We start from the raw sequence: 26,198 nt of genomic DNA, 5'->3' as shown, positions 1-26,198 counted from the left end.
ATATCGTTATTAAAACAAACTACTTATGATCGATAACCTGGTCATTCTCGGGTTAAAGCTGTTTCAATTAACTCAATTGTTTCTGAAACCCCGTATAAAGCAATAAACATTCCAAATCGTGGTCCTTCTTTTTGCCCCAACAAAACTTCATATAAACATCCGAACCAGGCTCTTAAAGGTTCAAACTCGAACTCTTTACCGACTGCAAAAACCATATTTTGAAGTTCATCTGCATTGATAGATTGGCCTTGAACTTCACGCAATTTATCCGCAAGCGCTGTCAAAGCTTGCTTTTCTTTGACTTCAGGAGCACGATATACTTTATGAGGTCTTATAAAGTCAGCATAGTATGCCAATGCATACTCGACTAGCTGTGACAACATAGGATGACTTTCAGGAGAAACGCTTTCATCATAACGTTTCAAAAAGCCCCATAAAATTTCTGCACGCTCCGCATTCGCGACAGACGCAAGGTTTAATAACATCGCAAAACTGATTGGGCTACCAACTTTTTCTGGGACTTTCCCTTGATGAATGAACCATGCTGGATTATTGAAAATTTTCTCTTTTTCTGCTGCTTCTAGATTATCTTTATTTTTTTCCAATTCTGCCCAATCAGAAACATGCTTTAAATACTCATCTGTAGCCTTTGGAATAACATCGAAAAATAATCTTTTCGCACGTTTAGGCGCATTATACATATACAAAGCCAAACTTTCCTCTGGCGCATATTGTAACCATTCTTCAATAGACAGACCATTACCTTTAGATTTAGAAATCTTTTGCCCTTGATCGTCCAAGAATAATTCATAGGTCAGATTGATAGGAGGTTCTCCTCCTAAAATTTTACAAATCTTACTTGATAACTTCACACTATCAATCAAATCTTTTCCTGACATTTCATAGTCAACACCCAAAGCATACCAACGCATCGCCCAGTCTGCTTTCCACTGCAATTTGGCATGACCACCTGTAACCAACGTTTCAAAAAATTTACCATTTTCGTCACGCCAAGCCACAGTTCCTGCAACTGGATCAATTTTTTCCATTGGCACTTGCATCACAATCCCTGTTTCAGGATGAATAGGCAATACAGGTGAATAAGTCGCACGTCTTTCTTCTCTTAAGGTCTTACCAACAACAGCCACAATCTCATCATGAACTTCCAGCACACGCTTTAATGCCGCATCAAAGCGACCAGAATTATAATAATTCGTTGCAGAGGCAAATTCATATTCAAACCCAAAACGATCTAAGAAAGAGCAAAGTTGCGCATTATTATGCGCCCCAAAAGAATCATGTGTTCCAAATGGATCAGGAATACGTGAAAGTTGTTTATTTAAATGCTGTGCCAACATATCTTTATTTGGAACATTATCAGGAACTTTACGCAAACCGTCCATATCATCAGAAAAGGCCAAAATATGAACAGGCTGTCCCGTTAATGCTTGGTATGCCTGACGTACCCAAGATGTTCTGGCGACTTCACCAAAAGTTCCAATATGAGGCAATCCCGAAGGTCCATACCCCGTTTCCAACAAAGCAGGTTTATCTGATTTATCTTTCTTATTTTTTATACGATCAACAAGCTTAACAGCTTCCTCAAAAGGCCAAGATTTTGGTATCGATGTAAAAGAAGAAAAGTTATTTTCAGACATTATTTTACAGGCATTCTAAACATGCCTACCCTCTGTAATAAATTAAATTAACAACAAAACACTCTGTTCAATTGAACAGCACAAAAAATTAGAATATCATCATATATTCTTAAACTGTTAGTAAAAAAATGTTTTTAGACAAATATTCAGCACTCACGATCCATCAACATCAATGCTCTCTTTTAACATCTGAAGGAGAAATCCTCGACTTATCTATAGAGCAAACTATAAATAAAATCAGTAAAGAACCGGCTGTTTTTGTCATTCATGCCCCCATAACCTATCGCAAATTACATTCTCCTAAACATATCAATCCACATGAATGGTTCGATATTTTAGAGCTGGCCGCATTTATTTATCCAACAAAATCGTTGGGCTTTACCCCTCAAAGCATAGCTAAGTCACTGGGTATTCCTTGTCCAACCCCTGTAGAAGCAGATTTTCTTCTTACTATTATTCAGCATCTTGCTCAATTATTACAAGAAAAGCAACTGCACTTTCCTTCGGAATCTCTTCAAGCCCAAGGTGCAGCATTATTTTACGCACAATGGAAATGGGCACCTTTAATTCTGGATGTTTTAAAGATAACTTTACCGATCCCAGCCAAAAATCTGCAACCTAATGATAGTCTCAAAATATGGCGCAATCTGCCTAAATGGCAAGATACCCCACCTCGCCCACCTCCAAGGCAATTGCCATTAGAACGCAAAGAAACATTACAACGTTTATCAAATCTTTTGGGGCCAGATGCCGAAACTCGAATAGGACAAATCGACTTTGCCGATATATCCAGAGCAGCCTTTGCCGCACGCAATCACCAAGAATGCCCTAATGTTGTCTTGGCCGAAGCAGGAACAGGGACAGGAAAGACTTTGGGTTATATGGCTCCTGCTACGTTATGGTCAGAAAAAAATGAAGGATCTGTTTGGATTAATACCTATACCAAACATCTTCAACGTCAAATCGAGGACGAATTTACAAGATTTTATCCCGACCAAGAAGAAAAAAATAAGCACGTTGTCGTGCGCAAAGGACGGGAAAATTATCTATGTTTATTGAACTTAGAGGAATATCTTAATACTTTACCTCAACAACAATATAGAAATAAAATTGGACTTATTCTACTCTGCCGTTGGGCCGAAGAAAGTAACGATGGTGATTTATTTGGTGGCGATTTACCCAACTGGTTTAATGATCTGTTTAACGAAAGGTTACTTTATCAACTGGCTGAGCGTAGAGGAGAATGCATTCACGGAGCCTGCCCACATTATCAATGCTGCTTTGTTGAGCATTCTATTCATAAAGCACAAAGCGCAGATATCGTTATTGCCAACCATGCTTTGGTGATGCAGCATATCTCTTGGCAAGCAAATAACGATTCTGCTGAACAATCTAGCTTTCCCACACGTTTTATTTTTGATGAAGCCCATCATTTACTAGACGCAACCGATAGCGCTTATTCTGTTGCATTTTCAATGCTAGAGACCAGTGAACTTCGCCGATGGTTGCTGGGTAATGAAGGCAACAAAACTCGCTCTAAAGGGTTAAAAAAACGGATACACGACGTTATTGTTGGCGATAATAAGCTTGAAAATTTACTTGAAGCTATCTTACAAGCCACACATGCCTTACCTGTCTTGAACTGGTCTTCACATTTTTCCACAGAGCTTGATGATCGACATATTCCGAACAGCAACCCAACTGAATATTTTTTCCATTTAGTATATACACAAATTAAAGCGCGCTCTCAGAAAAATGCTTCCCCTATTCCTATGCCAGAATATTATGATCAAAACGAATGTGATTTATTCCCTATTCTGCCACAACTTCAAGAACAAGCATCTATTCTCTCTGAATATTTTCTTCAAATTTTAACCCCTTTAACTCAATTTATCCAAACGCTGGAGCATAAATTAAAAGCTGATATCGATACGCTGGATAAATACACTAAAGATCGTATTGAAACCACGATGAGCTCACTTGAACGACGTGCTATTAATCCATTGAGTGTATGGGTAGATATCTTAAACCTATTGGATCAACCCAACAAAAATCTACAACAGCAACAAACTCATGTAACATTCTTGAAAATGGATAAAGTTGGCACACGTATTTTGGATATTGGTATTTTTCATCATTGGCTAGACCCCACCTTCCCTTTTATGAAAACCATATCAAATTATGCCCACGGTATGATATTAACCTCTGCTACACTCAGAGACGATAGCCATCATGATACTGAAGCTACTTGGCAAGCTGCGGAAAAACGTATTGGCACCCCGCATCTACCTCTTGCCCCAATTCGGGCGTCGCTTGCATGTCCTTTTGATTATTCCAAACAAGCACGTATTTATATTATTAATGATATAAACAGCCATTCTATTAGCAATCTAGCACATGCCTATCTCAATCTTTTTGTAGCTTCCAAAGGCGGAGCCCTAGGATTATTTACGGCTATACAACGTTTAAAAGCCGTGCAGCAACGGATCATTCAGCCCCTTGAAGAAAAAAATATTTCTTTGTTTGCTCAACACGTCGACCCTATGAATAACAACAGTTTAATAGAGCTCTTTAAATCAGAGCCACATTCATGTTTATTGGGAACAGATGCTATGCGTGATGGAATTAATATCCCAGGGGACGCTTTGAGATTAGTTGTTTTTGAAAAAATACCATGGCCTCGACCTGATATCCTGCACCGAGAAAGACGTAAGTATTTTTACCCAGAAAATCCGAATCTTTATGACGAACAATTAGTTCGCCTACGCTTGAGGCAAGCTTTCGGTCGATTAATACGGACACAAACGGACCGTGGTATTTTCGTTATCTTGGACCGCCGCACACCCACTAAAATGCTTTCTGCATTTCCTCCTGACGTGCCGATTGTACGAATCGCATTACAAGATGCAATAACATCTATTCATGAATTTTATCAAGATATTAGTTGAAGGATTATTAAAACGACAAAACCGGCTCTTTTACAAGAACCGGTATGCTTACGGTAAACGAGCTTACTCTAATACCAGTAATCTAATGCTTTAAACCTTACAAAGGCTTTAAGTTAGCTGCAGCAGCTTTACCGCGCTCTGTCACGATATCGTAACTTACACGTTGATTTTCTTTCAAATCACGTAAACCAGCCGCCTGAACTGCAGTGATATGAACGAAAACGTCTTTACCACCTTCTTCAGGTACAATAAAACCAAATCCTTTTGTAGGATTAAACCATTTCACGGTTCCAGTTTGCATTAACCGCGGATCCTTTATCAATTAGAGAATCAAGCCCTTGAAAAACAGACCTGATATCAGAGTTAAAATATCTAAATAAAGTTTTACAACCTTATTTACTTTGTACGAAAGAATTATAATAATCCTTTCTGAGTTACATTTGACACTGAAAAGGGTCTTTGTGTCAAATAAAATATGCAAAAATATGTAAAAAAAATAAATTATTTAATCAAATATTAATTTTGAATGATTGATTATTAATAAAAAGTTAATTTTTTATTAACAAAGGACTAGTTCGTTATTTCAGTGACATTTAAAATAATTTGATTAAAGGAAAACTTAATTTCATATTTTCGAACTCTAAATCTTCTAATTTTTTGTATAAATTAATAATATTATTTATTTTTAATAGAATATTAGTCACTTATAGTTGAAATTGTTTCTTCAAATCATTCTTAAACTATAAATCACATAAAAATAACCAAAAAAAATTAGTCTAAAAATAAAAGTAATTAAAAAATAATTATACAATAAAAGATAGTATAAAAGATATAACATATCTTAAAGTAAGTAATGACTATTATAAGAAGTTATATTTAATAAAATAATGCGGGTTTAAACTTATTTAATATCATTTAGCAGCTAATCACCATTAATTTGCTTTTGATCACATTGGTACGAGGTAATAGTATAAAGAATCATACTATAAGCATATATACTTATCAGAACACCTAATAAATCACGCTATCCAGTTAAAATTTGATACATAATATCCGAATTTAACCAAACATTTATAACTATATTAAAATATATTGCCTAATAAATTAACTTTAATATCAACTACGGTTTTTTCTAAGATAAAGACTTTTGGTTTTGTTATTTTTTCAATATTATATTTAGCGTGCTTAGCATCATCAAAACGATATCTTAATATTTATCTATATTTGAAATATATTAGAATCCATATTATTAAAAGCCCTTTTGAAATAAACAATTTATCAACTCTATAGATATAATACTGGAAAAACCTGTTTGGTATGACTTAGTTCTTAAATAATTAACGCAGCCCCAAATACACATATCCATAATAAAAAACCGCTACTTTTGAAAAGTAGCGGTTTTTAACTTTAAGAGGCGTCCCTCTTTTTATTTATCAAGCTAATAAGGGTATTAACGTTGGACTAGAAGCCCATTCCGCCCATACCACCCATTCCGCCCATACCATCCATTCCTGCACCAGCGTCAGATTTCTTTTCTGGACGTTCAGCAACCATAGCTTCGGTTGTAATCAATAGACCAGCAATAGATGCTGCATCTTGTAATGCTGTACGAACAACTTTGGTTGGATCAATAATACCAGCTTGAACAAGATCTTTATATTCACCCTCTTGAGCATCGAAACCGAAGCTATAAGAGTTATTTTCAAGAACTTTACCAGCGATTACAGCACCGTCTTCACCAGCGTTTTCTGCGATTTGACGTAATGGCGTTTGCAATGCACGACGAATGATTTCTACACCAACACGTTGATCATCATTGGTATGAGATGCAATTTCAGCAAGTTTCAATGATGCACGAGCAAGTGCTGTACCACCACCAGGAACAATACCTTCTTCAACAGCAGCACGAGTTGCATGTAAAGCATCATCAACGCGATCACGACGTTCTTTCACTTCAACTTCGGTAGAGCCACCAACGCGAATAACAGCAACACCACCAGCTAATTTAGCTAAACGTTCTTGTAATTTTTCACGGTCATAGTCAGAAGTTGTATCTTCAACTTGTGCACGGATTTGGTTACAACGACCTTTAATTTGATCAGCATCACCAGCACCTTCAACAATGGTGGTGTTTTCTTTGTCGATATGAATTTTTTTAGCATTACCAAGCATTTTCAAAGTAACGCTTTCAAGTTTAATGCCAAGGTCTTCACTAACAACTTGTCCGCCAGTAAGAATAGCAATATCTTCCAACATTGCTTTACGACGATCACCAAAACCAGGAGCTTTAACAGCAGCGATTTTCAAACCACCACGTAATTTGTTAACAACTAGAGTTGCTAATGCTTCACCATCGATATCTTCAGCAATGATCAATAATGGACGACCACTTTGAACAACGCTTTCCAATAATGGAAGCATAGGTTGTAAAGAAGATAACTTCTTTTCATGGATCAAGATTAAAGGATTGTCTAAATCAGCTGTCATTTTTTCTGAATTAGTTACAAAGTATGGAGAGATATATCCACGATCGAATTGCATACCTTCTACAACATCAAGTTCTGTTTGTAGACCTTTTGCTTCTTCAACAGTGATCACGCCTTCTTTGCCAACTTTTTCCATGGCTTTGCTGATCATTTCGCCGATTTCTGTTTCACCATTTGCAGAAATTGTTCCAACTTGAGCAATTTCAGATTGTGTAGAAATCTTTTTTGTTTTTGATTGTAGTTCTTCAACAACAACGCCAACAGCTTTATCAATACCGCGTTTTAAATCCATTGGATTCATACCAGCAGCAACTGATTTTAAACCTTCACGAACGATTGCTTGAGCCAATACGGTTGCTGTTGTTGTACCATCACCAGCAATATCGTTGGTTTTAGAAGCAACTTCACGCAACATTTGTGCGCCCATATTTTCAAACTTGTCAGCAAGTTCGATTTCTTTAGCAACAGATACACCATCTTTAGTAATGCGAGGTGCACCAAAGCTTTTATCAAGAACAACGTTACGCCCTTTTGGACCTAATGTTACTTTTACTGCATCAGCAAGGATATCAACACCACGCAACATACGTTGACGAGCATCAGAACCAAATTTTACATCTTTGGCTGCCATAATTCATTTCTCCAATTAAAGTATAAAGTCAAAAATAAAGCTAATCACTTATTGATAGAATTGTGGAATTAACCAACAATCCCCATAATATCGCTTTCTTTCATGATCAGAAGATCTTCACCATTGATTTTTACTTCTGTGCCTGACCATTTGCCGAACAATACTTTGTCACCAGCTTTAACATCGAGGGCAACAATTTGACCTTGCTCGTTACGAGCACCAGGTCCTACGGCAACGACTTCACCTTCTTGAGGCTTTTCTTTTGCTGTTTCTGGAATGATAATACCACCAGCAGTTTTTTCTTCACCATTTAAACGGCGAACGACCACACGGTCGTGTAGAGGACGAAAATTCGTCATTTGGATCGCTCCATATTTCTATATAATGCCCTTCTATGAAAGCAGCATTATGGGTTTTAACTACGCGCGTATTGCCGCGTTACTCCAAGATATATCAATAATATAAATTGATATTTCATTGTTTAATTTATGTATTGCTTAAGACATTGTCAAGAAAATTTAAATCTATTTCAGCCACAAATTCTCATTAAAACCATCATTTGAAACATATCTTAGAATAATCTATATTATTCTTAATTTTTACGCATTATATTACAGAGTAAGGGTTTTATTTATGAAACGTGATATTCAATTAACAACTTCTGATCAGCATATTTTAAATGCTTATGAGCATATCCCCGCAAAGCCTTTGGCTGGGTTAGTTGTATTACAAGAAATATTTGGGGTTAATCCTCATATTCGTGATGTTTGCGATAATTTTGCCAAACATGGCTATCATATTATTTCCCCTGCTTTATTTGACCGGGCTGAACGCAATGTTTCACTGGGTTATGAAGCAGAAGATATGAAGCAAGGGATCGAATTAAGAAAAAAAATTGAACCTGAAAAAACCTTGTTGGATATTATTGCCGCGGCTCAGCATCTGAATTATGACAAAATAGGCATCGTAGGATATTGCTGGGGTGGCAGCATAAGTTGGCGCGCGGCCACAGAAACAAAACTCTTTTCCGCAGCAAGCTGTTGGTATGGAGCGATGATTCCTTCATTACTTGATCATCCTCATCATTGCCCTGTGCAAATGCATTTTGGCGAGCTTGATCACAGTATTCCTTTGGATGCGATTGAAAAAATCGAACGCACCTATAATGATGTCGATATTTATGTTTATAAAAATGCCGATCATGGTTTTGGATGCCAAGCACGTGCAAGTTTTCACAAAGAAGCTTATGAATTAGCTCAACAAAGAACTTTAGATTTTTTTGCAAAAAACTTATAAAACTCAACATTAAGCGCAATATTTACACTTATAGTGCTTCTTAAACTAATAATAAAAAGATCTCAAATAATTATGAACTCTATACCTAATAATAAAAAAAATTTACTTTTAAAAACTGGACAAGAAATCTTTGCGAGCCACGGATTTACCAATGTTGGACTAACTGAACTTTTAAAAAAAGCAGGGATTCCTAAAGGGTCATTTTATTATTACTTCGACTCTAAAGAAGATTACGGCGTTGCTGTTATTCAATATTATATGGATCAATATACAACTCACCTTTCTACATTATTTAATACTCCTGATCTATCGGGTAAAGAACGTTTATTGAGCTGTTGGGAAAATTGGAATGAAAATCAATGCAATAATGATTACGAAGGTCGATGTTTGGTTGTAAAATTAAGTTCTGAGGTAGCTGATTTTTCTGAAGCAATGCGTCATGAATTCTGTAAAGGCATCGATAAAGTTCTAACTTTAATCGCCAGCGTCATATATAAAGGCCAACAAGATGGCTCAATACCCGATCATCTAAATCCTGATTTAACAGCACAAGAATTATATCAACAATGGCTTGGAGCCAGTTTACTTACAAAAATCCAAAGAAATAAACACCCCTTCAAAATTGCACTTCGTTATACAATGAATATTTTGGAAAAATAAAAATACTTTGATAAAAGTATAGACGACCGGTCTATTTTTTGTTAACTTACTTTTAATATATTTCAAAAAAGGAAATTATCGTTATGCCAAGTCTATTTGACCCTATTCAGTTGGGCGCAATTCATGCATCAAATCGTATTATCATGGCTCCTATGACGCGAGGACGTGCGAGTAAAGAACATATTCCCACACCTTTGATGGTTGACTATTATCGACAACGTGCAAGTGCAGGGTTGATTATTTCCGAAGGTGTAGGCATCTCACAAGAAGGTTTAGGTTGGCCATATACACCAGGGATCTGGAATAAGGATCAAATTGAAGCTTGGAAGCCTATTGTAAAAGCCGTTCATGAAGAAGGTGGAAAAATCATTTGTCAAATTTGGCATATGGGTCGAACAGTTCATCCTTCATTTCACCCCTCACCTATCTCTGCTTCCGCGACAACATCACCTCGCCATACACACACTTATGAAGGTAAAAAACCGCTTGAACAAGCCAGAGCATTACCAGTTGCAGAAATCCCAAGATTACTACAAGACTATCGTCAAGCTGCTTTAAATTCGATGGAAGCAGGCTTTGATGGTGTTCAGATTCACGCTGCAAATGGTTATTTAATTGATCAGTTTTTAAGAGATAGTACAAATCTCAGAACTGATGATTATGGCGGAAGCATTGAAAACAGAATTCGCCTACTGACGGAAGTAACTCACACTGTTTGCCAAGCAGTTGGTTCAGACCGGACCTCAGTTAGATTGTCACCTAACGAACCTATCCAAGGTGTTTTTGATAGCAATCCAGAACCCCTATTTATTGCAGCCTCACAAGCGATGAGCAATGCAAAAATTAATTTTTTAGAGGTGCGTGAACCAAGACCAGGTGAGAATAATTTCATCATGGCGGATTTAACTGACGATGACTTACATTCACCAATCGCCCCTGCGATGCGAAAGAATTTTAATGGCCCATTCATCATTAATGGTTCTTATAATGGCGCATCTGCAAAAAAAATAATGGAAAATAACCAAGCAGACGGCGTTGCATTTGGACGCCCTTATATTTCCAATCCTGATCTTGTGAATAAAATAAGAAACGATATTCCATTTACACCTGATGATGCTGAAACATGGTTCACTCAAGGAAAAAAAGGGTATACCGACTATTGAAATTAAAAAAACTCACCCCATATAATCTAATATATGTTAAATGATCCCATTCTTTAGCTCTTCTGACGTAATGTAAGAAGAGCTTTTTTTATTTTTCCTGCAATTTTAACCAATTTTATTCACTTCGAATAACTTTATTCGCTCCAGTTATTTTGACAAGTCGATTATTTTCCAAGATAAAATAATCATCCTGATATTGATTTGTTCTTTCTGCATTTACTCCAGAAACATGAATAAGTTTACTATTCACTTTACAATCAATCTTGGGCGTATATTGATCCTCGACGTCTCCTATATAACTGGTTGGAAAAATGGCAATGTTTTTTCCTGTTATAGCATCTGCAATAGCATATAGAATACAACCGCCTGTCCCACAACTATCCATATAAATAATATAGTGGCCAGCACAATTAACTTTTTTACTGTTCAAAACTTGCTCAAGGGTGGTAGAACGATATTCGTCACCTTGTTGCGCAGGATGATTTTTACCTTGGTAAATTTCTTCGACCTGATAAGAAGATAATTTGGGTGATTTTGCCAAAGCATAAGACGATAGCATCAAACTAAAAGTAAACATTATAACAAAACGAACCATTAAGCTCTATCCTGTAAACACTCGCTATATTATCAAAAAAATAGTTTACAGTATCTTTATTCATATCAACTTTGTGACCGATAAAGAACTCTTAAAACTTATCAGAGAAACAACCTTTGATAATTTGTTTCGTATTAATATCACTTAACTTCTAAAATTGGCAAAATATTAGCAAATTCTTTATATCCATCCCTATCAAGAAAATGGCCAGCATTTTTAACATAAACGATCTGTGCTTTAAGTATTATGGCTAAATTTTCAAAAAGCTTTGGCTGAACAATTTCATCACTCGAAGAAATTATAGAAACGCGCTGCTATGTGAAGGATAGTAAAGCCTTATAATCTAACTTACTATCTGTATGTCTTTTTAAAAATGGAAGTGTTTCTAATGGTTCAGTGAAACCAGAAACCAATATATACCCCCCTATTCTATCGATCTCTTTACAGGATTTATTTACAAAGTTAAGCACGCTGACACACCCTAAACTATGACTTATAAAAATAGTATTTTCATCTAAAGGTAAAGAGAGGTTGTCCTAAATATTGTAACTACTCCACAGGGTCAGGGGTCGATGAGTTGGGCATACAAGCAATAGTCACGACAGCAACTTGGCTTTCTAAAGTTTCCTTTAGCCAAGGAAACCAATGTGACTGAGATGGAGCTGCATAACCATGAACGATAACTACGTTTTTATTTCTAAAATTTTGCTTATTCATTCATGGTTTTCCTATTCTATTTTTTATAAAACTCGTCCAGCGATCGTTTTTAAATCTTCTACCAGTTTAGGATCACGTTTTTGCGGTGCTGTCATTAACGCATATTCTAATGCGTGATCACATCCAGCAGAACAATCCGGTCTTTGCTTTCCTAAACTAGGAATGATTTTTTCAACCAAAGAACGTGCATTGCTGGCATTGGCTGTTAATGTTTTAATCACAGCCTCGACACTTACAGCATCATGGTCTTCGTGCCAACAATCATAGTCCGTCACCATTGCCACGGTTGCATAACAAATCTCTGCTTCACGAGCCAAAGCAGCTTCTGGCATATTCGTCATGCCAATTACTGATGCTCCCCATGAACGATAGAGATTACTTTCTGCACGAGTAGAGAACTGAGGTCCTTCCATCACAAGGTAAGTCCCCCCTTTAACCACCGATAATCCTAATTCTTTGGCATTATCAAATAATATTTGTCCTATTCTATCACAAAAAGGATCGGCCAAAGAAACATGCGCAACACATCCTGTGCCAAAAAAGCTTTTATCTCTTAGGCGAGTACGATCAATCACTTGATCCACCACCACAAAAGTTCCAGGAGCCAACTTCTCTTTTAACGATCCCACCGCAGACACAGAAACAATATCAGTAACACCCAGTTTTTTCATCGCTGCAATATTGGCTTTGTAATTGACCTCTGTAGGGGAAATGACGTGCCCACGACCGTGACGAGGTAAAAATACACAAGAAACCCCTTCAAGTTTTCCCATCAACAACTCATCAGATGGATCGCCCCATGGTGTTTCCACTTTGACCCATTGTTGATCGGTTAATCCTGAAATATCATACAGGCCAGAACCACCAATAATCCCAATAACTGGTTGAGCATGTGTTTGTTTATTTGACATTAGACCAAACTTTTCGTTTTATAATAAAGGTTAAGACAGCAATAAAGGCCACATAAATCAGGGCCATAATCCCAATACGATGACGTTCTATCAGATGTGGATGCGCTGTCCAACTCAAAAATGTAGTCACATCTTTGGCTTGCTGTTCAATCGTTGTATTCGTACCATCCGTATATTGAACACCCCCCTTGACCAATGGAGGCCTCATGGCAATTTGATGGCCAGGAAAATATCGATTATAATATAGTCCATCCTGATCAAGCTTAAAATCTGCGGGAGGCTTTGTATAGCCTAATAAGATCGCCATAATATAATCTGCTTGACCATCAACAGTCATGGCATATCTGGATAAATCCAAAGGCACTTTTCCCATATTAACAGATTGTGCCACTAACTTATTCACATATGGCGAAGGGATATAATCAACAACAGTTGCTGGGCGATAATGGTCTTTGCCTTGCGCATCTTTACCATCCAGAATTTGATCTGTTTTCGCCATTTTATCAATTTGGTCCAGTGTTAACCCCATCTGCTGTAAATCAGCATAACGCATATACTCTGTAGAATGACAAGAGGCACAGCTTTTACGATAAACAAGATATCCTCTTTGCACGCTAGATAAATCATAAGATCCAAAGATACCTGAAAAACTCCAAGGATATTTTGGGTAGGAATTTTTATCAGTTGCTACTCTCTCTGCATATCCAGCAACATTCAAAGAAAACATCACAATCAATAGCCCAATGGCTTTAAAAGTAAGCTTGCGAGTAATTTGTATCATGATTTAATCCCTTTATCATCATCTAACAAAGAGACTGGTAATATTCGTTTTAATTCAAAACGATGTGAAAATGGCAAAATCATTAAAAAATGTAAATAATAATATAGCAACGCTAGTCTACCCAACCAAATTAACCCACCATGTGTATGATATTTCCCAACAATACCCAAAATCACAAAAGCTATTAACAAGATAAATAATGATAAGCGATATAGGGGACGATATGTCGCGGATTTAATCGATGATCTATCAAGCCATGGCACAGCAAATAAAATAAGTAATGAACCCGCAGATAGAACCAACCCTAAAAATTTAAAAGGAATTAATTGTAAGATTCCATAAAAAGGTAAGAAATACCACTCAGGGGCTATATTCGCAGGGGTTTCCAAAGGATTAGCTGGGGTATAGTTCTCACTATTCGTTAATAGGTCAGGAAAAAGGAAAGCCAGCAAAATTAGTAATAACAAAGAAACAACAATAACAACCGCGTCTTTGGCTACATAATAAGGATAAAAAGGTAAGGTTTCCTCTTTAGTCTTCGGTTCAATTCCTTTGGGATTATTTGATTTAACGAAATGCAGACAAACTACATGAATAAACACAACCCCAATAATTAAAAAGGCCATGACAAAATGTAATACAAAATACCGATGCAATGTTAAATCATTTGGTGAGCTGCCACCCATTAACCAATGAGCCAACCCTTCCCCAATCCAAGGAATAGAAGAAATGGCTTGGATAACAACATTTGCAGCCCAATAAGACATTTGCCCCCATGGTAGAATATACCCAGCAAATGCCGTCATCATCACCATGAGCATTAAGAACAATCCCGAAAACCAAACTAATTCTCTGGGATTTTTATAAGAACCGTAATATAATCCTCTGAAAATATGTAAATATAAAAAAGCAAGAAATAAATTAGATCCTGCCATATGTAATGATCTTAACAACCACCCACTGGGCACACGTCTCTCTATCATTTCAATAGATGCAAAAGCCCCCTCAGCAGAGGGTGTATAAGACATGGCTAAAAATATACCCGTTGCCAGCATTAATACTAAAACAACCGTAAGCACAGCTCCAAATGTCCACCAAATATTTAAGTTACGCGGCATAGGAAACCGAATATACTCACGTTGAATCATTGAAAAAACAGGTAATCGTTCTTCAATCCATTGTGAAATTGTTTTTTTATTGATTTTTTTTTGTTTGTCTTGATCTGGACAGGGTTTAGAGGTTTGAGACATTACAACCACTTTGCATCAAATGATATGATAAACTTTACTAATTCTAGGCATAAAACCATTTTTTTGAAATAGTTTTGCCTTTATATTGCTATATTTATATGGAAAATAAAATTAAGTAAAAAAAACCTTTAAAGAAAGTCTAAAATCTTTCATAATTGCCACACCCTTTTTTCATCAACCTAAACACTAACAAAGAAATACTACTCGAATGCCATTATCGGTAACTAAACGTCAATTTTTTCGTCTTCTTTCCCTAGCAGGAGCAGATCTAACCACTGGTATATTACAAGCGAATGCCAATGAAACTTTGCCTATGACCTCTATCAAAACTCATAAAGATGACGATTTTTCTTTTTTAGTAGGAGGACCCGAAAAAAGCGAACTCGGTTCTTGGGCATCTCAACTTTCGTCTGCTTTTGCGACTAGTTTACAAGAAGACACCCCCTTACCTGTACATTTCACCACTGGTTATGATGGGGTAACAGGAGCAAACTTGTTCGATACCAGAACAACACCTGATGGAAATACAGCTTTTATTACTTCTGGAAATACATTTATAGCCTCTATGTCTGGTGATAAACGTGTCCATTTTGATTGCGAGCGGTGGATCCCTGTTTTATGCAGCCTTTCACCGTCAATCACCATAGCTCGTCAACCTTTCCATAATTCTATTCCAGATCTTTTGAAAAATAGATCTATGAAAGTTGCCGTATCGTCTATTATTGGCCGTGAGCTACCTACTTTACTGGGCATTGAGTTACTGAAGATAAATACGATTCCCGTTGAAGGATTAACTGATTTTTCAACCGCAGTGAAGGCTTTGAAAAAAGGAGATGTTGACGCTTTGCAACTGAGCACTCCTCAAGCAATTGCGGCTTTACCAGATTTATTAAAAGACGGACTACACAGTTTTTTCTCTCTTGATAATTCGACGACATATGGCCCTCGCTTTGCTGATTTATATAATCAGCTACATCACTATAAAACAGATAATACGTTATTTGATGCGTGGAATGCGATTGCGTTGGCTTCTCGAATGAATATTGCAGTTATGCTTCCTATGCTAACACCATCTGCACTCTTGGCTAAATGGCGTTTAAATACAGGTAAAGTTATAAAAGATAATGCAATTGTTAACTTAGCAAAAAGCGAGGAAATGACATTACAAGAGAACCCTGTTTGTAACGATACGATAAGTAAAATGTGTCCACCTATTATTACAACAATGGCACTCCAACGTTGGTTATCTGTTAAATTTCAAAAATGGTCACCTGGCCAATAAATTTAACGATTACGCTTAAGTAAAATTCTGACTGCCCCGCCATTCCATTGTGCGGGATAAGTTGTTCCCAAGATCAAAGATTGAATCGCTGGACGATTTAACCAATAAGGGAGCTCTCGTTTCAAGATGCCTCCCTCTTTATATCCAGTTCCAATGCCAGTAATAATTTCAACACAGCGTATATTATTACGCTGTGCTCGAATTAAAAATTCTTCTAAGACAAAAAAAGCTCGTTGTGCAGTATAACCATGAAGATCTAGAATCTTTTCAGGCTGCATTTGTCCTTTATGTAGTTTTTTCCAAGTATTCGTATCCAAACCTGCTTGCTTTTGTCCTATTGTTATAAAGCTTATGTGTTCAAGAGGTTGTTCTTGTCTCTTCTTAAATAATTTATAATACTGAATAAAACTATCTGTTTGAGTAAGCCTTTGTGAACGATAAGCGTTCGCTAATAATTTCTTTTTATTATCTGGTCGCTCATGAAATGCCACTTTAGCAATAGATGTTTCCCTTGGTGTGTCTTTACGAATCCCTTTAATGCGATTGGCAAAATTATCCCATAATGATTGTTCTTCTTTATTTAACTGTCGCCCTCTTGCCAATTTATTTTACCTTTAAATTCTTTAAACATAACCAATAAAAAACCTTTCACCAGTGAACCAGTGAAAGGTTAAACGATTTTACAAATCTTTATTTGTTATGGTGCCAGCTTATCTATTGATTGGCCTTGGTATTTACCCGTCAATGTTTTTAAGAAAGCAACAATATCATCAACCTCTTGATCTGTTAATTTATGATAAGGGGTTTGATATTTCAACATTTTTTCAACAGCTTCTTTTAATGTTTTTACACTTCCATCATGGAAATAAGGACCTGTCAAAGCAATATTACGTAACAATGGCACTTTAAAGCTATGTTTATCCATGTCTTTATGAGTGACATTAAAACGACCCATATCGGCATCAGTTAATTTACCACCACGATCAGCGAAATAATCTTTTTGTAAACCAAGCTCTTCATATGCAGCACCACCAAGGGCAACACCGTTATGACAACTGGCACATCCATTTTCTTTGAATAACTCATAACCACGCTTTGCTTGTGCATTAATAGCACCGTCCACACCTTTTAAATACATATCAAAAGGACTGTCAGGTGTAATTAATGTTTTTTCATAAGCACCAATCGCATCAGTAATTCTTTGTTTATCAATGACTGGCGTTCCAAAAGCTTCTTCAAATCTTTTTTCATAAGAAGGTTCTTGACGTAATTTATTAATAACATCTTCCCAAGTTTTTGATCCCATTTCCAATGGATTCATCACAGGACCTGCGGCTTGCTCTTCAAGATCAGCCGCACGACCATCCCAGAATTGACTGTGATTGAAAACAGAATTGTAAACTGTTGGGACATTAATAGGCCCTTTTTGCCCAAAAATACCTGTTGCAGTCACTAATCCATCTACACCACCTTTTTGTAGATCATGGCAGCTTGCACAACTTAATGTATTATCACCTGATAATCTTTTTTCAAAGAATAGCTCTTTACCCAAAACAACCAACTTAGGATCAACAGGCACAGATTCAGGGACAGGTTGTACTGGCTCTGAAGCAAAACGATCTGCAACACCTTGAGTAGCATAATATTTTTGGCGTTCTTGTCGAACCCATTTAATCACATCATCACGTTGTTGCTCGGAAAGACGCGCATGCCAATGCATGATCAAGTACAATGTAGGAGGCATTAAATTACGTTGCATTACGAATTCAATTCGTGACAACGCAACTAAACCAACAGGTTTACCCTCATTAATTGCTGCAATAACGGGTTCCATACGAAAATTTCTTAACCCTTTAAAGCGATCTTGTTCCATTAAACTACTTGCAATGGGTAATTTAAAGTAAAAAGGTAACTCAACATTTTCAGCATGACAATAATCACAACGTGCTTCTTTTAATACATCAAAAGCAGCCATTGTCACAGCATCTGAATGGGAAGGTGAGTTTTCAGCCAGTCTAGGAGCTGTTTTACGGTCAAAACTAGACAAATATAATGTCGTGCCACCATAGACTACGGCGCCTAAAACAATGATGGCTAGGATCAGTTTTTTCATGATCAGCTTTCTATCGAATATCTAAAAATTTATTTAATCAAAACATTTTAATCAGTGGGGATAATATCAAAAGCTTCGTTTTCTGCAAATAACTTTACAATTTAGAGCCATTTTTACCATCTGAGTGTAACATTTTTACTCTTTCTATTGCTATTTTGACATAATTTTTATCCACATCAATCCCAATTGCCTGTCCCCCCAACTTGTCTGCTGCTAATATAGTCGTACCAGTCCCCATAAAAGGATCTAATACAACAGGCTTCAAATTACCATGAAGCCTCAAACACATTTCTGGCAAAGCTACAGGAAAAGTCCCCGGATGGTTGAATTTTTCAGATTTTGTTCGAACCGTATTATAAGGGATAAACCAAACATCCCCCCGACAACGTAAATCATGAGCATGAGATCTGCGTTTAATATTGGTTTTATCCTTATAAGGAACACCAACATTAAGACGCTGCAAAGTTACTTTACCTGTTTTAGTTAAATGAAATAAATGTTCGTGGTTTCTATGTAGAAAACGGCTACCTGGCACTGGCTTAAAATGACCATGGCTATCCTCACCAATTGAAATAGACTTGATCCATTCTATATGGTTTTGTAAGTAAAAATGTTGTCTTAGCCTGACCATCAACTCAAAAGGTAACCAAGGATAAGAAGAAGATCCTGCAATATTTAAGAAAAAAGATCCATCCTTTTTCATAACCCTTTTGATCTCGACACAAATTGTCTCTAACCAGTCTAAATAATCAGTTTCTTCTTTTTTATCTTTATAAGAACTATAGGCTATACCAAGATTATAAGGCGGAGACGTCACAATGACATCTATACTTTCCTCTGTCATTTTCTTTAAAACAGTTAAACAATCGCCACGCACAAATGTGTGCTGACCTACCTTAAAACTATAAGGCCGAGAAGTTTCCCTCTCGACCACCATATCGATTTTTTTAATTTTTTTAGGAGACACCCTAAATCCTCACCATTAAATAGAAGATTATTTTGTCGTCATTACTGGCAAAGATTGTTGTTCAGAATGACGCGGTAATAACATTAAGATTTTACCTTGTTCATTCATAAACCCTGCATACCACGCGGCTTGACTGCCCCATCCTGTAAATAAATCAATACGATTTATCCCATTGATACCACCACCAATATCTTGTGCAAAAACCATATGTTTCCAAGGCGATCTGCCTTGGGAATTTGCAGTTGTAGGCATTGTCGTTTCCAACCACAAAGGTACACCTAGTGGTATCCATTGTCTATCCACAGCAACAGAGCGGCCCGCAATCAAAGAAGACCCAAAAGCCCCAATAGGCCCAGTATTCGGGTTTTGATCTTTTAAGCTTCGAAAAAATACATAATTTTTATTTTGTTCCATCAGCGCGACAGCTTGATCTGGATGACTATGTAACCATGATCTTACAGAATACATATCTACAGATTGAGCATCCAGTAAACCTTGATCAATCATTACCTTACCCAAAGCTGTATAGGGTTGGCCGTTCTTACCCGCATAGCCCAAACGTACAATATTACCATCTGGTAAAACTATTCTTCCTGAGCCTTGAATTTGCATAAAAAATAAATCTATTGGGTCTTTGACCCATGCAATCTCAAGATTTTTACTTTTTAACGCGCCACGATCAATTTCTGCACGAGAATAATAGGGGACCAAAATACCATCTTTAACAACGCCATAATCAACCTGCCCATCGGTATTTTTTCTGGCAATTAAATCGCTGGGTTTCGCATATACTGGGGTTTGATAAGCTCCAAAACGAACTGTTGATCCTTGCACCTCAGGTTCATAATAGCCAGTAACTTTGCCTGTTTGCCCTGATGATGTATATTGATAAGGTTGCAGCCAAGTTTCAAAAAACTGTTTTGACTGTACAGGATCAGAAATATTTATCGTCATTGCCGCATTACAAGCGGGAAGCCAATCTTGAGCTTTTCCGCCAAACAAACCTTTGACCCCTCCCAAATATCTATTGGGAGGTAATTTTTGAATTTGCTGACAATTTTGACGAAATAATGTTAATAATTGGCTATAATTCTCTTTATCCCAACCTGATAAATTCTGATATGAAACAGGATAAAAGTCAGAAAGATTCTCTTGAGTTTGTACGCATGCGACAAGTCCACCTGCTAAAAACAAAGCACAAAAACGAACAAACGATTTCATAATTATCCCTTTAAAGAATTAATTTAATTACCACTACGTGCTGATTTTAAACGCCAAGATATGCCTTGACTATTTACACCTAATAAACGCTCAAAGGTCCAAAAATCAATGAACTCTGTAACAGATTCCGTCCCTGTAACAGGATTATTGTCTTTATCAAAAGTACAATTAATTTGATTAGAAATAAACTGTACCTCTATGATTGCACGATTAACCGCTGCATCCTCTATAACTTGGGCTTTATTAATTGTAATAGAGTGAATAGATTTTATTTCAATCGTTTGTTTTTGTTGAAGATTACGTCGTGCGATAATTGCTGATTCAAATGCATTATAAGCATCTACAACCAACATTGATTGTAAGACTGGTAAATCTTCAGCAGAAAAGGCTGTTAACACTTTACGAAAAACAATTTCTGCCCCATCAACAAATTTTTGTGTTGAAAAAGATGCATCTAATTGCGTTATTTTACTAAGGGCTTGCCCAACTTCTGTTTCAGGTGCAGGAACATTAACTTCAACCTTGGGCTTCACAGGCTCCGTCGGTTTGTCCTGATTATTACTCATCACTTGTTGCATATTTGATGAACGACTTGTTGGTGCGGCTACTCTATCTTCTTTATTAAAGCCCGTTTTTTTTCCTAAAACACTGCGTAAGCGTAGGATTAAAAAACCAGCAACTAAAGCCAGAATAATAATATCCACTGGGAAATTAGCAAAATCCATTTTCAAACCTGTTAACTTAATGAATTCCTGATAAAGAGAATTGCGTTAATTTATAAATCTATACTAACAATATATTTATAATTTGTCACATTACAAAAAAAATTCATATTTATTTTTAATTAATTTTATCTTTACGTATAAAATATAAAAATAAAAACAAAGCGTTGTATTATTATTTATGATGATAAAAATTTTAATATTAATTTTTTATCATTTTTAAATATTATGGTATAATTCTTAGTAATAAAATGAATAACGTTCAATAAATTTAAAGGATAATTATGTCTGAAACAATGAATGATGTCGCTGATTCTCATCTAGAAGAAGGACCTCCACCACTTCCACTGACTTTAAATGTTCAATTTACCAAAGATCTTTCTTTTGAAGTACCTCATGGTGCATCAATTTTTGCAACCCTAGAAGAATCTCCTCAAATTTCTGTTGCGATTGATGCAAATGCTAATCGTCTGAGTGAAGAGGGTGTTTACGAGGTTAGTCTTTCTATTAAAGTTGATGCAACAGAAGCAGAAAGAAAAGATAAAATTACACCTCGCACTGTTTTTGTTACAGAGCTTGTTTATTGCGCAGTTGTAACTTTAAATGAACCTCCTCAAGAACTAATTGAGCCAATACTACTTGTCGAAGTTCCTCGTTTAATTTTCCCATATGCTCGTAATATTATTGGTGATGTAACTCGTGATGGTGGTTTCCCACCCGTTATCTTACAACCAATTGATTTTGTCTCTTTGTGGCAAAATAAACAAGCACAGCAAGCAGCTCAAACACAAACTGAAGCTGGTCACGCATAATATCAGATTCAGGAATGCTCTTTTATCAAAGAGAGCATTTCTTCCGTTCTTGGATAGCTGGGAATTTCAATAGAGCGCCAAGAAACACGTTCAAGTATTGATTTTGTTTTGATACTTATTCCCACAGCTTGAATAAATTTTAAATTTCCTTGTAAGTTTTCTGGAAATAATTCAAGAAAAAAACGCACCGTTTCAGAAGAGAAAAATAAAATACTATTAATTTTATCTGCTTTTAAAGCTTGTAAAAACGCAGCAGACAAATTTTTCACAGGCCTTGTTTGATATACTTCACAATAAGAAATGATAAACCCAGCTTGTTTAAGCAACGCAATCAGTAATTTCCCCTGCCCTTTTGCACAGGGAAACAGTAATCTTCCTGCTTGAGGATTTAATTTTTTTTTAATTAAAGAGGCCAAAGCAACAGCATCTTGGTCAGCACTAATTACATTGCAAAACCCAGCTTGCAGAGCATCTTTGGCGGTAATATCCCCAACCGTAAAGACTGGAATTTGTTGATACGCAATATTCTGTATTGATAATTGCTCTGTCATTGGTGTGATGGATTGGCGACTGGTAAAAATGATTGCTTGAACATTTTCAATCGTAACAAAGTCAATAGGCAATGACTGTATGATCATTACAGGCATTAACAAAGGTTCCCACCCTAGTTGGCTTACTCTTTGTGCCGTTTCACTTAAACCAGGCTCTGGCCTCGTAATAACCAAAAAGGGCTTTTGCTTATTCATCAAAAATATCAGAGGGGCTATCTTTGCGCAATTGTTCGCCTAATTCACGCCCCAGAGCCTCGGCATCATCAGGTGAACCGCTAATCTCTTTTTTAAGTAAAAACGAACCATCTTCTCTGGCAACTAAACCAACCAAATGCAACTCTGGTTCCCCACCCGCGACAACAGGTAATAATTGAGCATAACCTCCGATTGGTGTACGACAAGACCCGTCAAGCTCGGCTAATAACGCACGTTCTGCGGTTGCAACTGCTTTTGCTTCTTGATCTTCAATGGCAACCAACATTTCTCTGAGCTCAACATCAGCTGCACGAACCGTAACGCCGACAATTCCTTGACCCGCAGATGGAACCATAACAGATGGATCTAGTAACACATCAATACGATCCTCCATTCCTAATCTTTGCAATCCAGCAGCCGCCAAAAAGGTTGCATCATATTTATTTGCGGTCACTTGATCTATACGTGATTGAACATTTCCGCGTAACAAAGCAATTTCCAAGTCTGGACGCATATGCAAAAGCTGAGCTTGCCTGCGCACCGAAGACGTTCCAATTTTTGCGCCTCGGGGTAAGCAATCAAAAGGATAATCCACATCAATAGGCCGATATTTGGCATTAACAATCAATGCATCTCGGGCATCTTGACGTTTTAAAGTGCAAGCCAAGACTAATCCATCAGGCAAGGTTGTTTCCAAATCTTTTAAACTATGCACAGCAAAATCAATATTTCCAGCCAAAAGCTGCTCATGAATTTCCTTGGAAAATAAACCTTTACCACCGATTTCAGCTAAACGACGATCTTGTACTCTGTCCCCAGTGGTATGAATTTGAAACTCTTGAAATGCGCCTAGCTCTCGTAACAATGGACAAAATTGTGTTAATCTTGTAAGAAAATTACGAGTCTGGACCAGGGCAAGCGGAGATCCTCTGGTACCAACTCTCAAAGGTAGGCCTTTTCTTTTATACGTATCATGATTTTCTTGTAACCCTTTATTAGCTGCTTTGGCTGCAATATCTTGCAAAGCAGAGTTAGAAAAAATATTAAATACTGTATCCGTGCTCATTTAAGATCTACTTTACGCTTTAATAGTGACTATTTTTAACTAAAGAAATGCTTTATTATGCCATCCATACACCAAAGTGACGTAAAAACAAATAACAACATGATAATTCTATCAATAGAATCATCATGTGATGATACTGCCTGTGCGATCGTATGCTCAGATGGAACAGTGCTGGCAGAACAGATTTATTCACAAAAAGAACATGTTCAATTTGGTGGTGTCGTTCCAGAAATTGCTGCTAGAGCCCATCTTTCTCATTTATCTGATCTAGTTAAAAAAACATTAAATCAAGCAAATATCGACTGGAAAGACATTAATGCCGTTGCTGCGACTTGTGGACCTGGATTAATCGGTGGTGTTATTGTAGGCAGCAGCTTTGCCAAAGGGTTGGCCTTGGCTCGAAACCTTCCATTTATCGGAATTAATCATATAGAAGCTCATGCATTAACCGTGAGAATCCCCCATATTTCTGAACATCAAGTGCACTTTCCCTATCTCCTCTTTTTAACCTCTGGGGGGCACTGCCAATGCATCCACGTGAAGGATATTGGTGATTACCATCGCCTAGGAGGGACAATTGACGACGCTGCTGGTGAGGCTTTTGATAAAGTTGCCAAAATGTTAGGGTTATCTTGGCCAGGGGGACCTGCATTAGAAGCTTTAGCCAAAGAAGGTGATGAGAATACATTTTCTTTACCCCGCCCTTTATATGGCAGGCCAGGATGTGATTTTTCATTCTCTGGGTTAAAAACTGCTGTGGGGAATTTGTTAACAGAATATGAAAATATAGACACACTTCCACGTAAGCTGGCTGCTAATATTGCCGCAAGTTTTCAAAAAGCGATTACCAGTGCCATTATTAATCGTTTAGAAAACGCGATTAAAGCCTCTCCAAACAGCACCTTACTAGCTACTGCTGGTGGGGTTGCGGCCAATCAATATTTACGCAAACATATACAAGAGCTTGCCAATAAATATAATCTGCCCTTTGTTGCCCCCCCCATGAAATATTGTACTGATAACGCAGTTATGATTGGTTGGGCAGCCATAGAAATATTGCAACAAGCTGCCAAAAACAATAAAGTCATAGATGATATTTCTATGTTGCCTCGTCCACGTTGGCCTTTATCAGAAATGTCACAAATTTTTGACTCTTAAAGGATATAATATGCCTATAAATATTGCTGTTATTGGTGCGGGTGCTTGGGGAATAGCCCTTGCCCTGCAAATGGCCAGAACAGGTGCTAATGTATATTTATGGAGCAGAAAAGAGCTTCCTGATCCTCAAACAAATATATTATCACGTTTAAATTGTATAGAAATCCCTGAAACAATTACCGTAAGCAATGCTTTTCCAAAACAAGCTGATATTGTTTTTCTAACTGTTCCTTTACAGTATATGCGCTCTATTTTACCTTATATTCCTGATGGTCATGGCCCGCTGATTGCTTGTTGTAAAGGTGTTGAAACAACTAGCCTTAAGTTTCCTTTGGAAATCTTGGAGGAAATTTATCCCCACCGTAAGCATGGGGCTTTATCGGGTCCAAACTTTGCTCATGAAGTGGCTAAAGGTTATCCCACAGCAAGTGTAATTGCCTCTAAAGATCAAGAGCTTGCCCAAGATTTGGCCAATAAGCTTTCTACTTCTACGTTCCGCCTCTATGCTAATAATGATCCTATTGGTGTCGAAATTGGTGGCGCTGCAAAAAATGTTTTTGCGATCGCATCTGGAATTGCAATGGGGGCAGGCCTCGGAGAAAATGCCAGAGCCTCAATTATTACACGTGGTATCTCCGAACTTTCTAAATTGAGCACTGGACTTGGTGGAGAACCAATGACTTTATCAGGTTTGGCAGGTGTTGGAGATATGATCTTAACTTGCACAGGCCAAGGGTCAAGAAATTACTCCTTGGGATATGAGCTGGGACAAGGGAAAACCCTAGAAGAAATTTTATCACAAAGAACAACCATTGCCGAAGGCGTTACCACTGCCCCTGCAATCCTACAAAGAGCCAAGCTGCATAACGTTAATACCCCGATTATAGAAGCCGTTACCCATATTTTAAATAAGAAAATTACTATTAAAACGGCGCAAAATATTTTAATGTCTAGACCCCTAGGCAGTGAATAAGACTCTGTTAAACTAATAAATAATAATATTAGACGATACCAA

At 37.1% G+C, this 26,198-nt stretch carries 25 protein-coding genes; 8 read left to right on the top strand and 17 right to left on the bottom strand.

The features are described 5' to 3' along the window. Positions 1–41 precede the first annotated feature (41 nt). Positions 42–1,658 carry a lysine--tRNA ligase gene (locus QMN76_RS00595; protein ID WP_282023201.1) on the bottom strand — a complete coding sequence of 539 codons (1,617 nt, stop codon included), beginning with the start codon at positions 1,656–1,658 and terminating at the stop codon, positions 42–44. A 128-nt stretch (positions 1,659–1,786) separates the two neighbouring features. On the opposite strand from QMN76_RS00595, the gene QMN76_RS00590 reads away from it, so the two are divergent. Next, positions 1,787–4,606, top strand: a complete 2,820-nt coding sequence (locus tag QMN76_RS00590) for an ATP-dependent DNA helicase (RefSeq protein WP_282023202.1) — start codon at positions 1,787–1,789, stop codon at positions 4,604–4,606. Between the two features lie 97 nt (positions 4,607–4,703). Here QMN76_RS00590 and QMN76_RS00585 read toward each other — a convergent pair whose 3' ends face one another. The 3 genes from QMN76_RS00585 to groES form a co-directional block, all read right to left on the bottom strand. Next, complete coding sequence (locus QMN76_RS00585; RefSeq protein WP_034337601.1) at positions 4,704–4,907, bottom strand: cold-shock protein; 204 nt, start codon at positions 4,905–4,907, stop codon at positions 4,704–4,706. A gap of 1,160 nt (positions 4,908–6,067) precedes the next feature. After that, the gene (groL, locus tag QMN76_RS00580) at positions 6,068–7,723 is read right to left on the bottom strand and encodes a chaperonin GroEL (protein ID WP_034337603.1); all 1,656 of its coding nucleotides are present in this window, start codon (positions 7,721–7,723) and stop codon (positions 6,068–6,070) included. Between the two features lie 68 nt (positions 7,724–7,791). Beyond that, complete coding sequence (gene groES / locus QMN76_RS00575) at positions 7,792–8,082, bottom strand: co-chaperone GroES (protein WP_034337605.1); 291 nt, start codon at positions 8,080–8,082, stop codon at positions 7,792–7,794. A gap of 274 nt (positions 8,083–8,356) precedes the next feature. Between groES and QMN76_RS00570 the strand changes: the two genes are divergently transcribed. From QMN76_RS00570 to QMN76_RS00560, 3 genes are all read left to right on the top strand, one after another. Then, positions 8,357–9,019 carry a dienelactone hydrolase family protein gene (locus QMN76_RS00570; protein WP_282065605.1) on the top strand — a complete coding sequence of 221 codons (663 nt, stop codon included), beginning with the start codon at positions 8,357–8,359 and terminating at the stop codon, positions 9,017–9,019. A gap of 72 nt (positions 9,020–9,091) precedes the next feature. Beyond that, on the top strand, positions 9,092–9,679 hold the full coding sequence (locus QMN76_RS00565) for a TetR/AcrR family transcriptional regulator (RefSeq protein WP_034337611.1): 588 nt from the start codon (positions 9,092–9,094) through the stop codon (positions 9,677–9,679). 83 nt (positions 9,680–9,762) lie between these two features. Continuing rightward, positions 9,763–10,842, top strand: coding sequence for an alkene reductase (locus QMN76_RS00560; protein ID WP_282023206.1), 1,080 nt, complete (start codon positions 9,763–9,765; stop codon positions 10,840–10,842). Between the two features lie 115 nt (positions 10,843–10,957). On the opposite strand, the gene QMN76_RS00555 is transcribed toward QMN76_RS00560, so the two are convergent. The 6 genes from QMN76_RS00555 to QMN76_RS00535 form a co-directional block, all read right to left on the bottom strand. Then, positions 10,958–11,437: a hypothetical protein gene (locus tag QMN76_RS00555; RefSeq protein ID WP_282023207.1), complete on the bottom strand. Its 480-nt coding sequence runs from the start codon at positions 11,435–11,437 to the stop codon at positions 10,958–10,960. 314 nt (positions 11,438–11,751) lie between these two features. After that, positions 11,752–11,940: an RBBP9/YdeN family alpha/beta hydrolase gene (locus QMN76_RS10980; protein WP_152534187.1), complete on the bottom strand. Its 189-nt coding sequence runs from the start codon at positions 11,938–11,940 to the stop codon at positions 11,752–11,754. A gap of 46 nt (positions 11,941–11,986) precedes the next feature. After that, positions 11,987–12,154 (bottom strand): alpha/beta hydrolase, encoded by a 168-nt coding sequence (locus QMN76_RS00550; RefSeq protein ID WP_152534155.1) that lies wholly within the window; start codon positions 12,152–12,154, stop codon positions 11,987–11,989. A gap of 23 nt (positions 12,155–12,177) precedes the next feature. Further along, positions 12,178–13,065 carry an S-methyl-5'-thioadenosine phosphorylase gene (locus tag QMN76_RS00545; RefSeq protein WP_282023208.1) on the bottom strand — a complete coding sequence of 296 codons (888 nt, stop codon included), beginning with the start codon at positions 13,063–13,065 and terminating at the stop codon, positions 12,178–12,180. Next, positions 13,055–13,846 carry a cytochrome c1 gene (locus tag QMN76_RS00540; protein WP_282023209.1) on the bottom strand — a complete coding sequence of 264 codons (792 nt, stop codon included), beginning with the start codon at positions 13,844–13,846 and terminating at the stop codon, positions 13,055–13,057. The genes QMN76_RS00545 and QMN76_RS00540 overlap by 11 nt, the downstream gene beginning before the upstream one ends. Next, a complete protein-coding gene (locus QMN76_RS00535; protein ID WP_282065604.1) occupies positions 13,843–15,096 on the bottom strand; it encodes a cytochrome b in 1,254 nt (417 codons plus the stop codon). The genes QMN76_RS00540 and QMN76_RS00535 overlap by 4 nt, the downstream gene beginning before the upstream one ends. A 208-nt stretch (positions 15,097–15,304) precedes the next feature. Here QMN76_RS00535 and QMN76_RS00530 point away from each other — a divergent pair, with 208 nt between their 5' ends. After that, positions 15,305–16,378, top strand: a complete 1,074-nt coding sequence (locus tag QMN76_RS00530) for a hypothetical protein (RefSeq protein WP_282023211.1) — start codon at positions 15,305–15,307, stop codon at positions 16,376–16,378. Positions 16,379–16,380: 2 nt separating this feature from the next. Here QMN76_RS00530 and QMN76_RS00525 read toward each other — a convergent pair whose 3' ends face one another. From QMN76_RS00525 to QMN76_RS00505, 5 genes are all read right to left on the bottom strand, one after another. Further along, positions 16,381–16,980, bottom strand: coding sequence for a Smr/MutS family protein (locus tag QMN76_RS00525; RefSeq protein ID WP_282023212.1), 600 nt, complete (start codon positions 16,978–16,980; stop codon positions 16,381–16,383). Between the two features lie 95 nt (positions 16,981–17,075). Then, positions 17,076–18,491 (bottom strand): cytochrome c peroxidase, encoded by a 1,416-nt coding sequence (locus QMN76_RS00520; RefSeq protein WP_282023213.1) that lies wholly within the window; start codon positions 18,489–18,491, stop codon positions 17,076–17,078. 94 nt (positions 18,492–18,585) lie between these two features. Then, entirely contained in the window at positions 18,586–19,428 is an 843-nt protein-coding gene (locus QMN76_RS00515) for a DNA-methyltransferase (RefSeq protein ID WP_051461984.1), read from the bottom strand. A gap of 57 nt (positions 19,429–19,485) precedes the next feature. Continuing rightward, positions 19,486–20,679 carry a murein transglycosylase A gene (gene mltA, locus QMN76_RS00510; protein ID WP_282023215.1) on the bottom strand — a complete coding sequence of 398 codons (1,194 nt, stop codon included), beginning with the start codon at positions 20,677–20,679 and terminating at the stop codon, positions 19,486–19,488. A gap of 23 nt (positions 20,680–20,702) precedes the next feature. Beyond that, the gene (locus tag QMN76_RS00505; RefSeq protein WP_282023217.1) at positions 20,703–21,404 is read right to left on the bottom strand and encodes a Tim44/TimA family putative adaptor protein; all 702 of its coding nucleotides are present in this window, start codon (positions 21,402–21,404) and stop codon (positions 20,703–20,705) included. A gap of 281 nt (positions 21,405–21,685) precedes the next feature. On the opposite strand from QMN76_RS00505, the gene secB reads away from it, so the two are divergent. Next, entirely contained in the window at positions 21,686–22,213 is a 528-nt protein-coding gene (gene secB / locus QMN76_RS00500; RefSeq protein WP_034337631.1) for a protein-export chaperone SecB, read from the top strand. An 8-nt stretch (positions 22,214–22,221) separates the two neighbouring features. Here the strand turns inward: secB and QMN76_RS00495 are convergent, their stop codons facing one another. Continuing rightward, entirely contained in the window at positions 22,222–22,959 is a 738-nt protein-coding gene (locus QMN76_RS00495; protein ID WP_051461879.1) for a uroporphyrinogen-III synthase, read from the bottom strand. Then, positions 22,952–24,025, bottom strand: coding sequence for a hydroxymethylbilane synthase (hemC, locus tag QMN76_RS00490; protein WP_034337634.1), 1,074 nt, complete (start codon positions 24,023–24,025; stop codon positions 22,952–22,954). Before hemC ends, QMN76_RS00495 begins: the two co-directional genes overlap by 8 nt. A 57-nt stretch (positions 24,026–24,082) precedes the next feature. On the opposite strand from hemC, the gene tsaD reads away from it, so the two are divergent. Both tsaD and QMN76_RS00480 read left to right on the top strand, forming a co-directional pair. Next, positions 24,083–25,183, top strand: a complete 1,101-nt coding sequence (gene tsaD / locus QMN76_RS00485) for a tRNA (adenosine(37)-N6)-threonylcarbamoyltransferase complex transferase subunit TsaD (RefSeq protein ID WP_282023222.1) — start codon at positions 24,083–24,085, stop codon at positions 25,181–25,183. 10 nt (positions 25,184–25,193) lie between these two features. Then, complete coding sequence (locus tag QMN76_RS00480) at positions 25,194–26,156, top strand: NAD(P)H-dependent glycerol-3-phosphate dehydrogenase (protein WP_034337637.1); 963 nt, start codon at positions 25,194–25,196, stop codon at positions 26,154–26,156. Positions 26,157–26,198 lie beyond the last annotated feature (42 nt).

Origin of the sequence: Commensalibacter papalotli (ex Botero et al. 2024) (assembly GCF_947179115.1) — a bacterium.
Lineage (GTDB): Bacteria > Pseudomonadota > Alphaproteobacteria > Acetobacterales > Acetobacteraceae > Commensalibacter > Commensalibacter papalotli.
This window is presented reverse-complemented; position numbering and strand designations above follow the sequence as displayed.

Bases quoted from the DNA above. Each gene is read 5' to 3' on its own strand.
- groL (WP_034337603.1), bottom strand. From the start codon at position 7,723: ATGGCAGCCAAAGATGTAAAATTTGGTTCTGATGCTCGTCAACGTATG.
- QMN76_RS00540 (WP_282023209.1), bottom strand. From the start codon at position 13,846: ATGATACAAATTACTCGCAAGCTTACTTTTAAAGCCATTGGGCTATTG.
- QMN76_RS00585 (WP_034337601.1), bottom strand. From the start codon at position 4,907: ATGCAAACTGGAACCGTGAAATGGTTTAATCCTACAAAAGGATTTGGT.
- hemC (WP_034337634.1), bottom strand. From the start codon at position 24,025: ATGAGCACGGATACAGTATTTAATATTTTTTCTAACTCTGCTTTGCAA.
- QMN76_RS00565 (WP_034337611.1), top strand. From the start codon at position 9,092: ATGAACTCTATACCTAATAATAAAAAAAATTTACTTTTAAAAACTGGA.
- QMN76_RS00595 (WP_282023201.1), bottom strand. From the start codon at position 1,658: ATGTCTGAAAATAACTTTTCTTCTTTTACATCGATACCAAAATCTTGG.
- QMN76_RS00495 (WP_051461879.1), bottom strand. From the start codon at position 22,959: ATGAATAAGCAAAAGCCCTTTTTGGTTATTACGAGGCCAGAGCCTGGT.
- groES (WP_034337605.1), bottom strand. From the start codon at position 8,082: ATGACGAATTTTCGTCCTCTACACGACCGTGTGGTCGTTCGCCGTTTA.
- QMN76_RS00505 (WP_282023217.1), bottom strand. From the start codon at position 21,404: ATGGATTTTGCTAATTTCCCAGTGGATATTATTATTCTGGCTTTAGTT.
- QMN76_RS00570 (WP_282065605.1), top strand. From the start codon at position 8,357: ATGAAACGTGATATTCAATTAACAACTTCTGATCAGCATATTTTAAAT.
- QMN76_RS00530 (WP_282023211.1), top strand. From the start codon at position 15,305: ATGCCATTATCGGTAACTAAACGTCAATTTTTTCGTCTTCTTTCCCTA.
- secB (WP_034337631.1), top strand. From the start codon at position 21,686: ATGTCTGAAACAATGAATGATGTCGCTGATTCTCATCTAGAAGAAGGA.
- QMN76_RS00520 (WP_282023213.1), bottom strand. From the start codon at position 18,491: ATGAAAAAACTGATCCTAGCCATCATTGTTTTAGGCGCCGTAGTCTAT.
- QMN76_RS00555 (WP_282023207.1), bottom strand. From the start codon at position 11,437: ATGGTTCGTTTTGTTATAATGTTTACTTTTAGTTTGATGCTATCGTCT.
- QMN76_RS00515 (WP_051461984.1), bottom strand. From the start codon at position 19,428: ATGGTGGTCGAGAGGGAAACTTCTCGGCCTTATAGTTTTAAGGTAGGT.
- QMN76_RS00550 (WP_152534155.1), bottom strand. From the start codon at position 12,154: ATGAATAAGCAAAATTTTAGAAATAAAAACGTAGTTATCGTTCATGGT.
- tsaD (WP_282023222.1), top strand. From the start codon at position 24,083: ATGCCATCCATACACCAAAGTGACGTAAAAACAAATAACAACATGATA.
- mltA (WP_282023215.1), bottom strand. From the start codon at position 20,679: ATGAAATCGTTTGTTCGTTTTTGTGCTTTGTTTTTAGCAGGTGGACTT.
- QMN76_RS00545 (WP_282023208.1), bottom strand. From the start codon at position 13,065: ATGTCAAATAAACAAACACATGCTCAACCAGTTATTGGGATTATTGGT.
- QMN76_RS00535 (WP_282065604.1), bottom strand. From the start codon at position 15,096: ATGTCTCAAACCTCTAAACCCTGTCCAGATCAAGACAAACAAAAAAAA.
- QMN76_RS00560 (WP_282023206.1), top strand. From the start codon at position 9,763: ATGCCAAGTCTATTTGACCCTATTCAGTTGGGCGCAATTCATGCATCA.
- QMN76_RS00480 (WP_034337637.1), top strand. From the start codon at position 25,194: ATGCCTATAAATATTGCTGTTATTGGTGCGGGTGCTTGGGGAATAGCC.
- QMN76_RS00590 (WP_282023202.1), top strand. From the start codon at position 1,787: ATGTTTTTAGACAAATATTCAGCACTCACGATCCATCAACATCAATGC.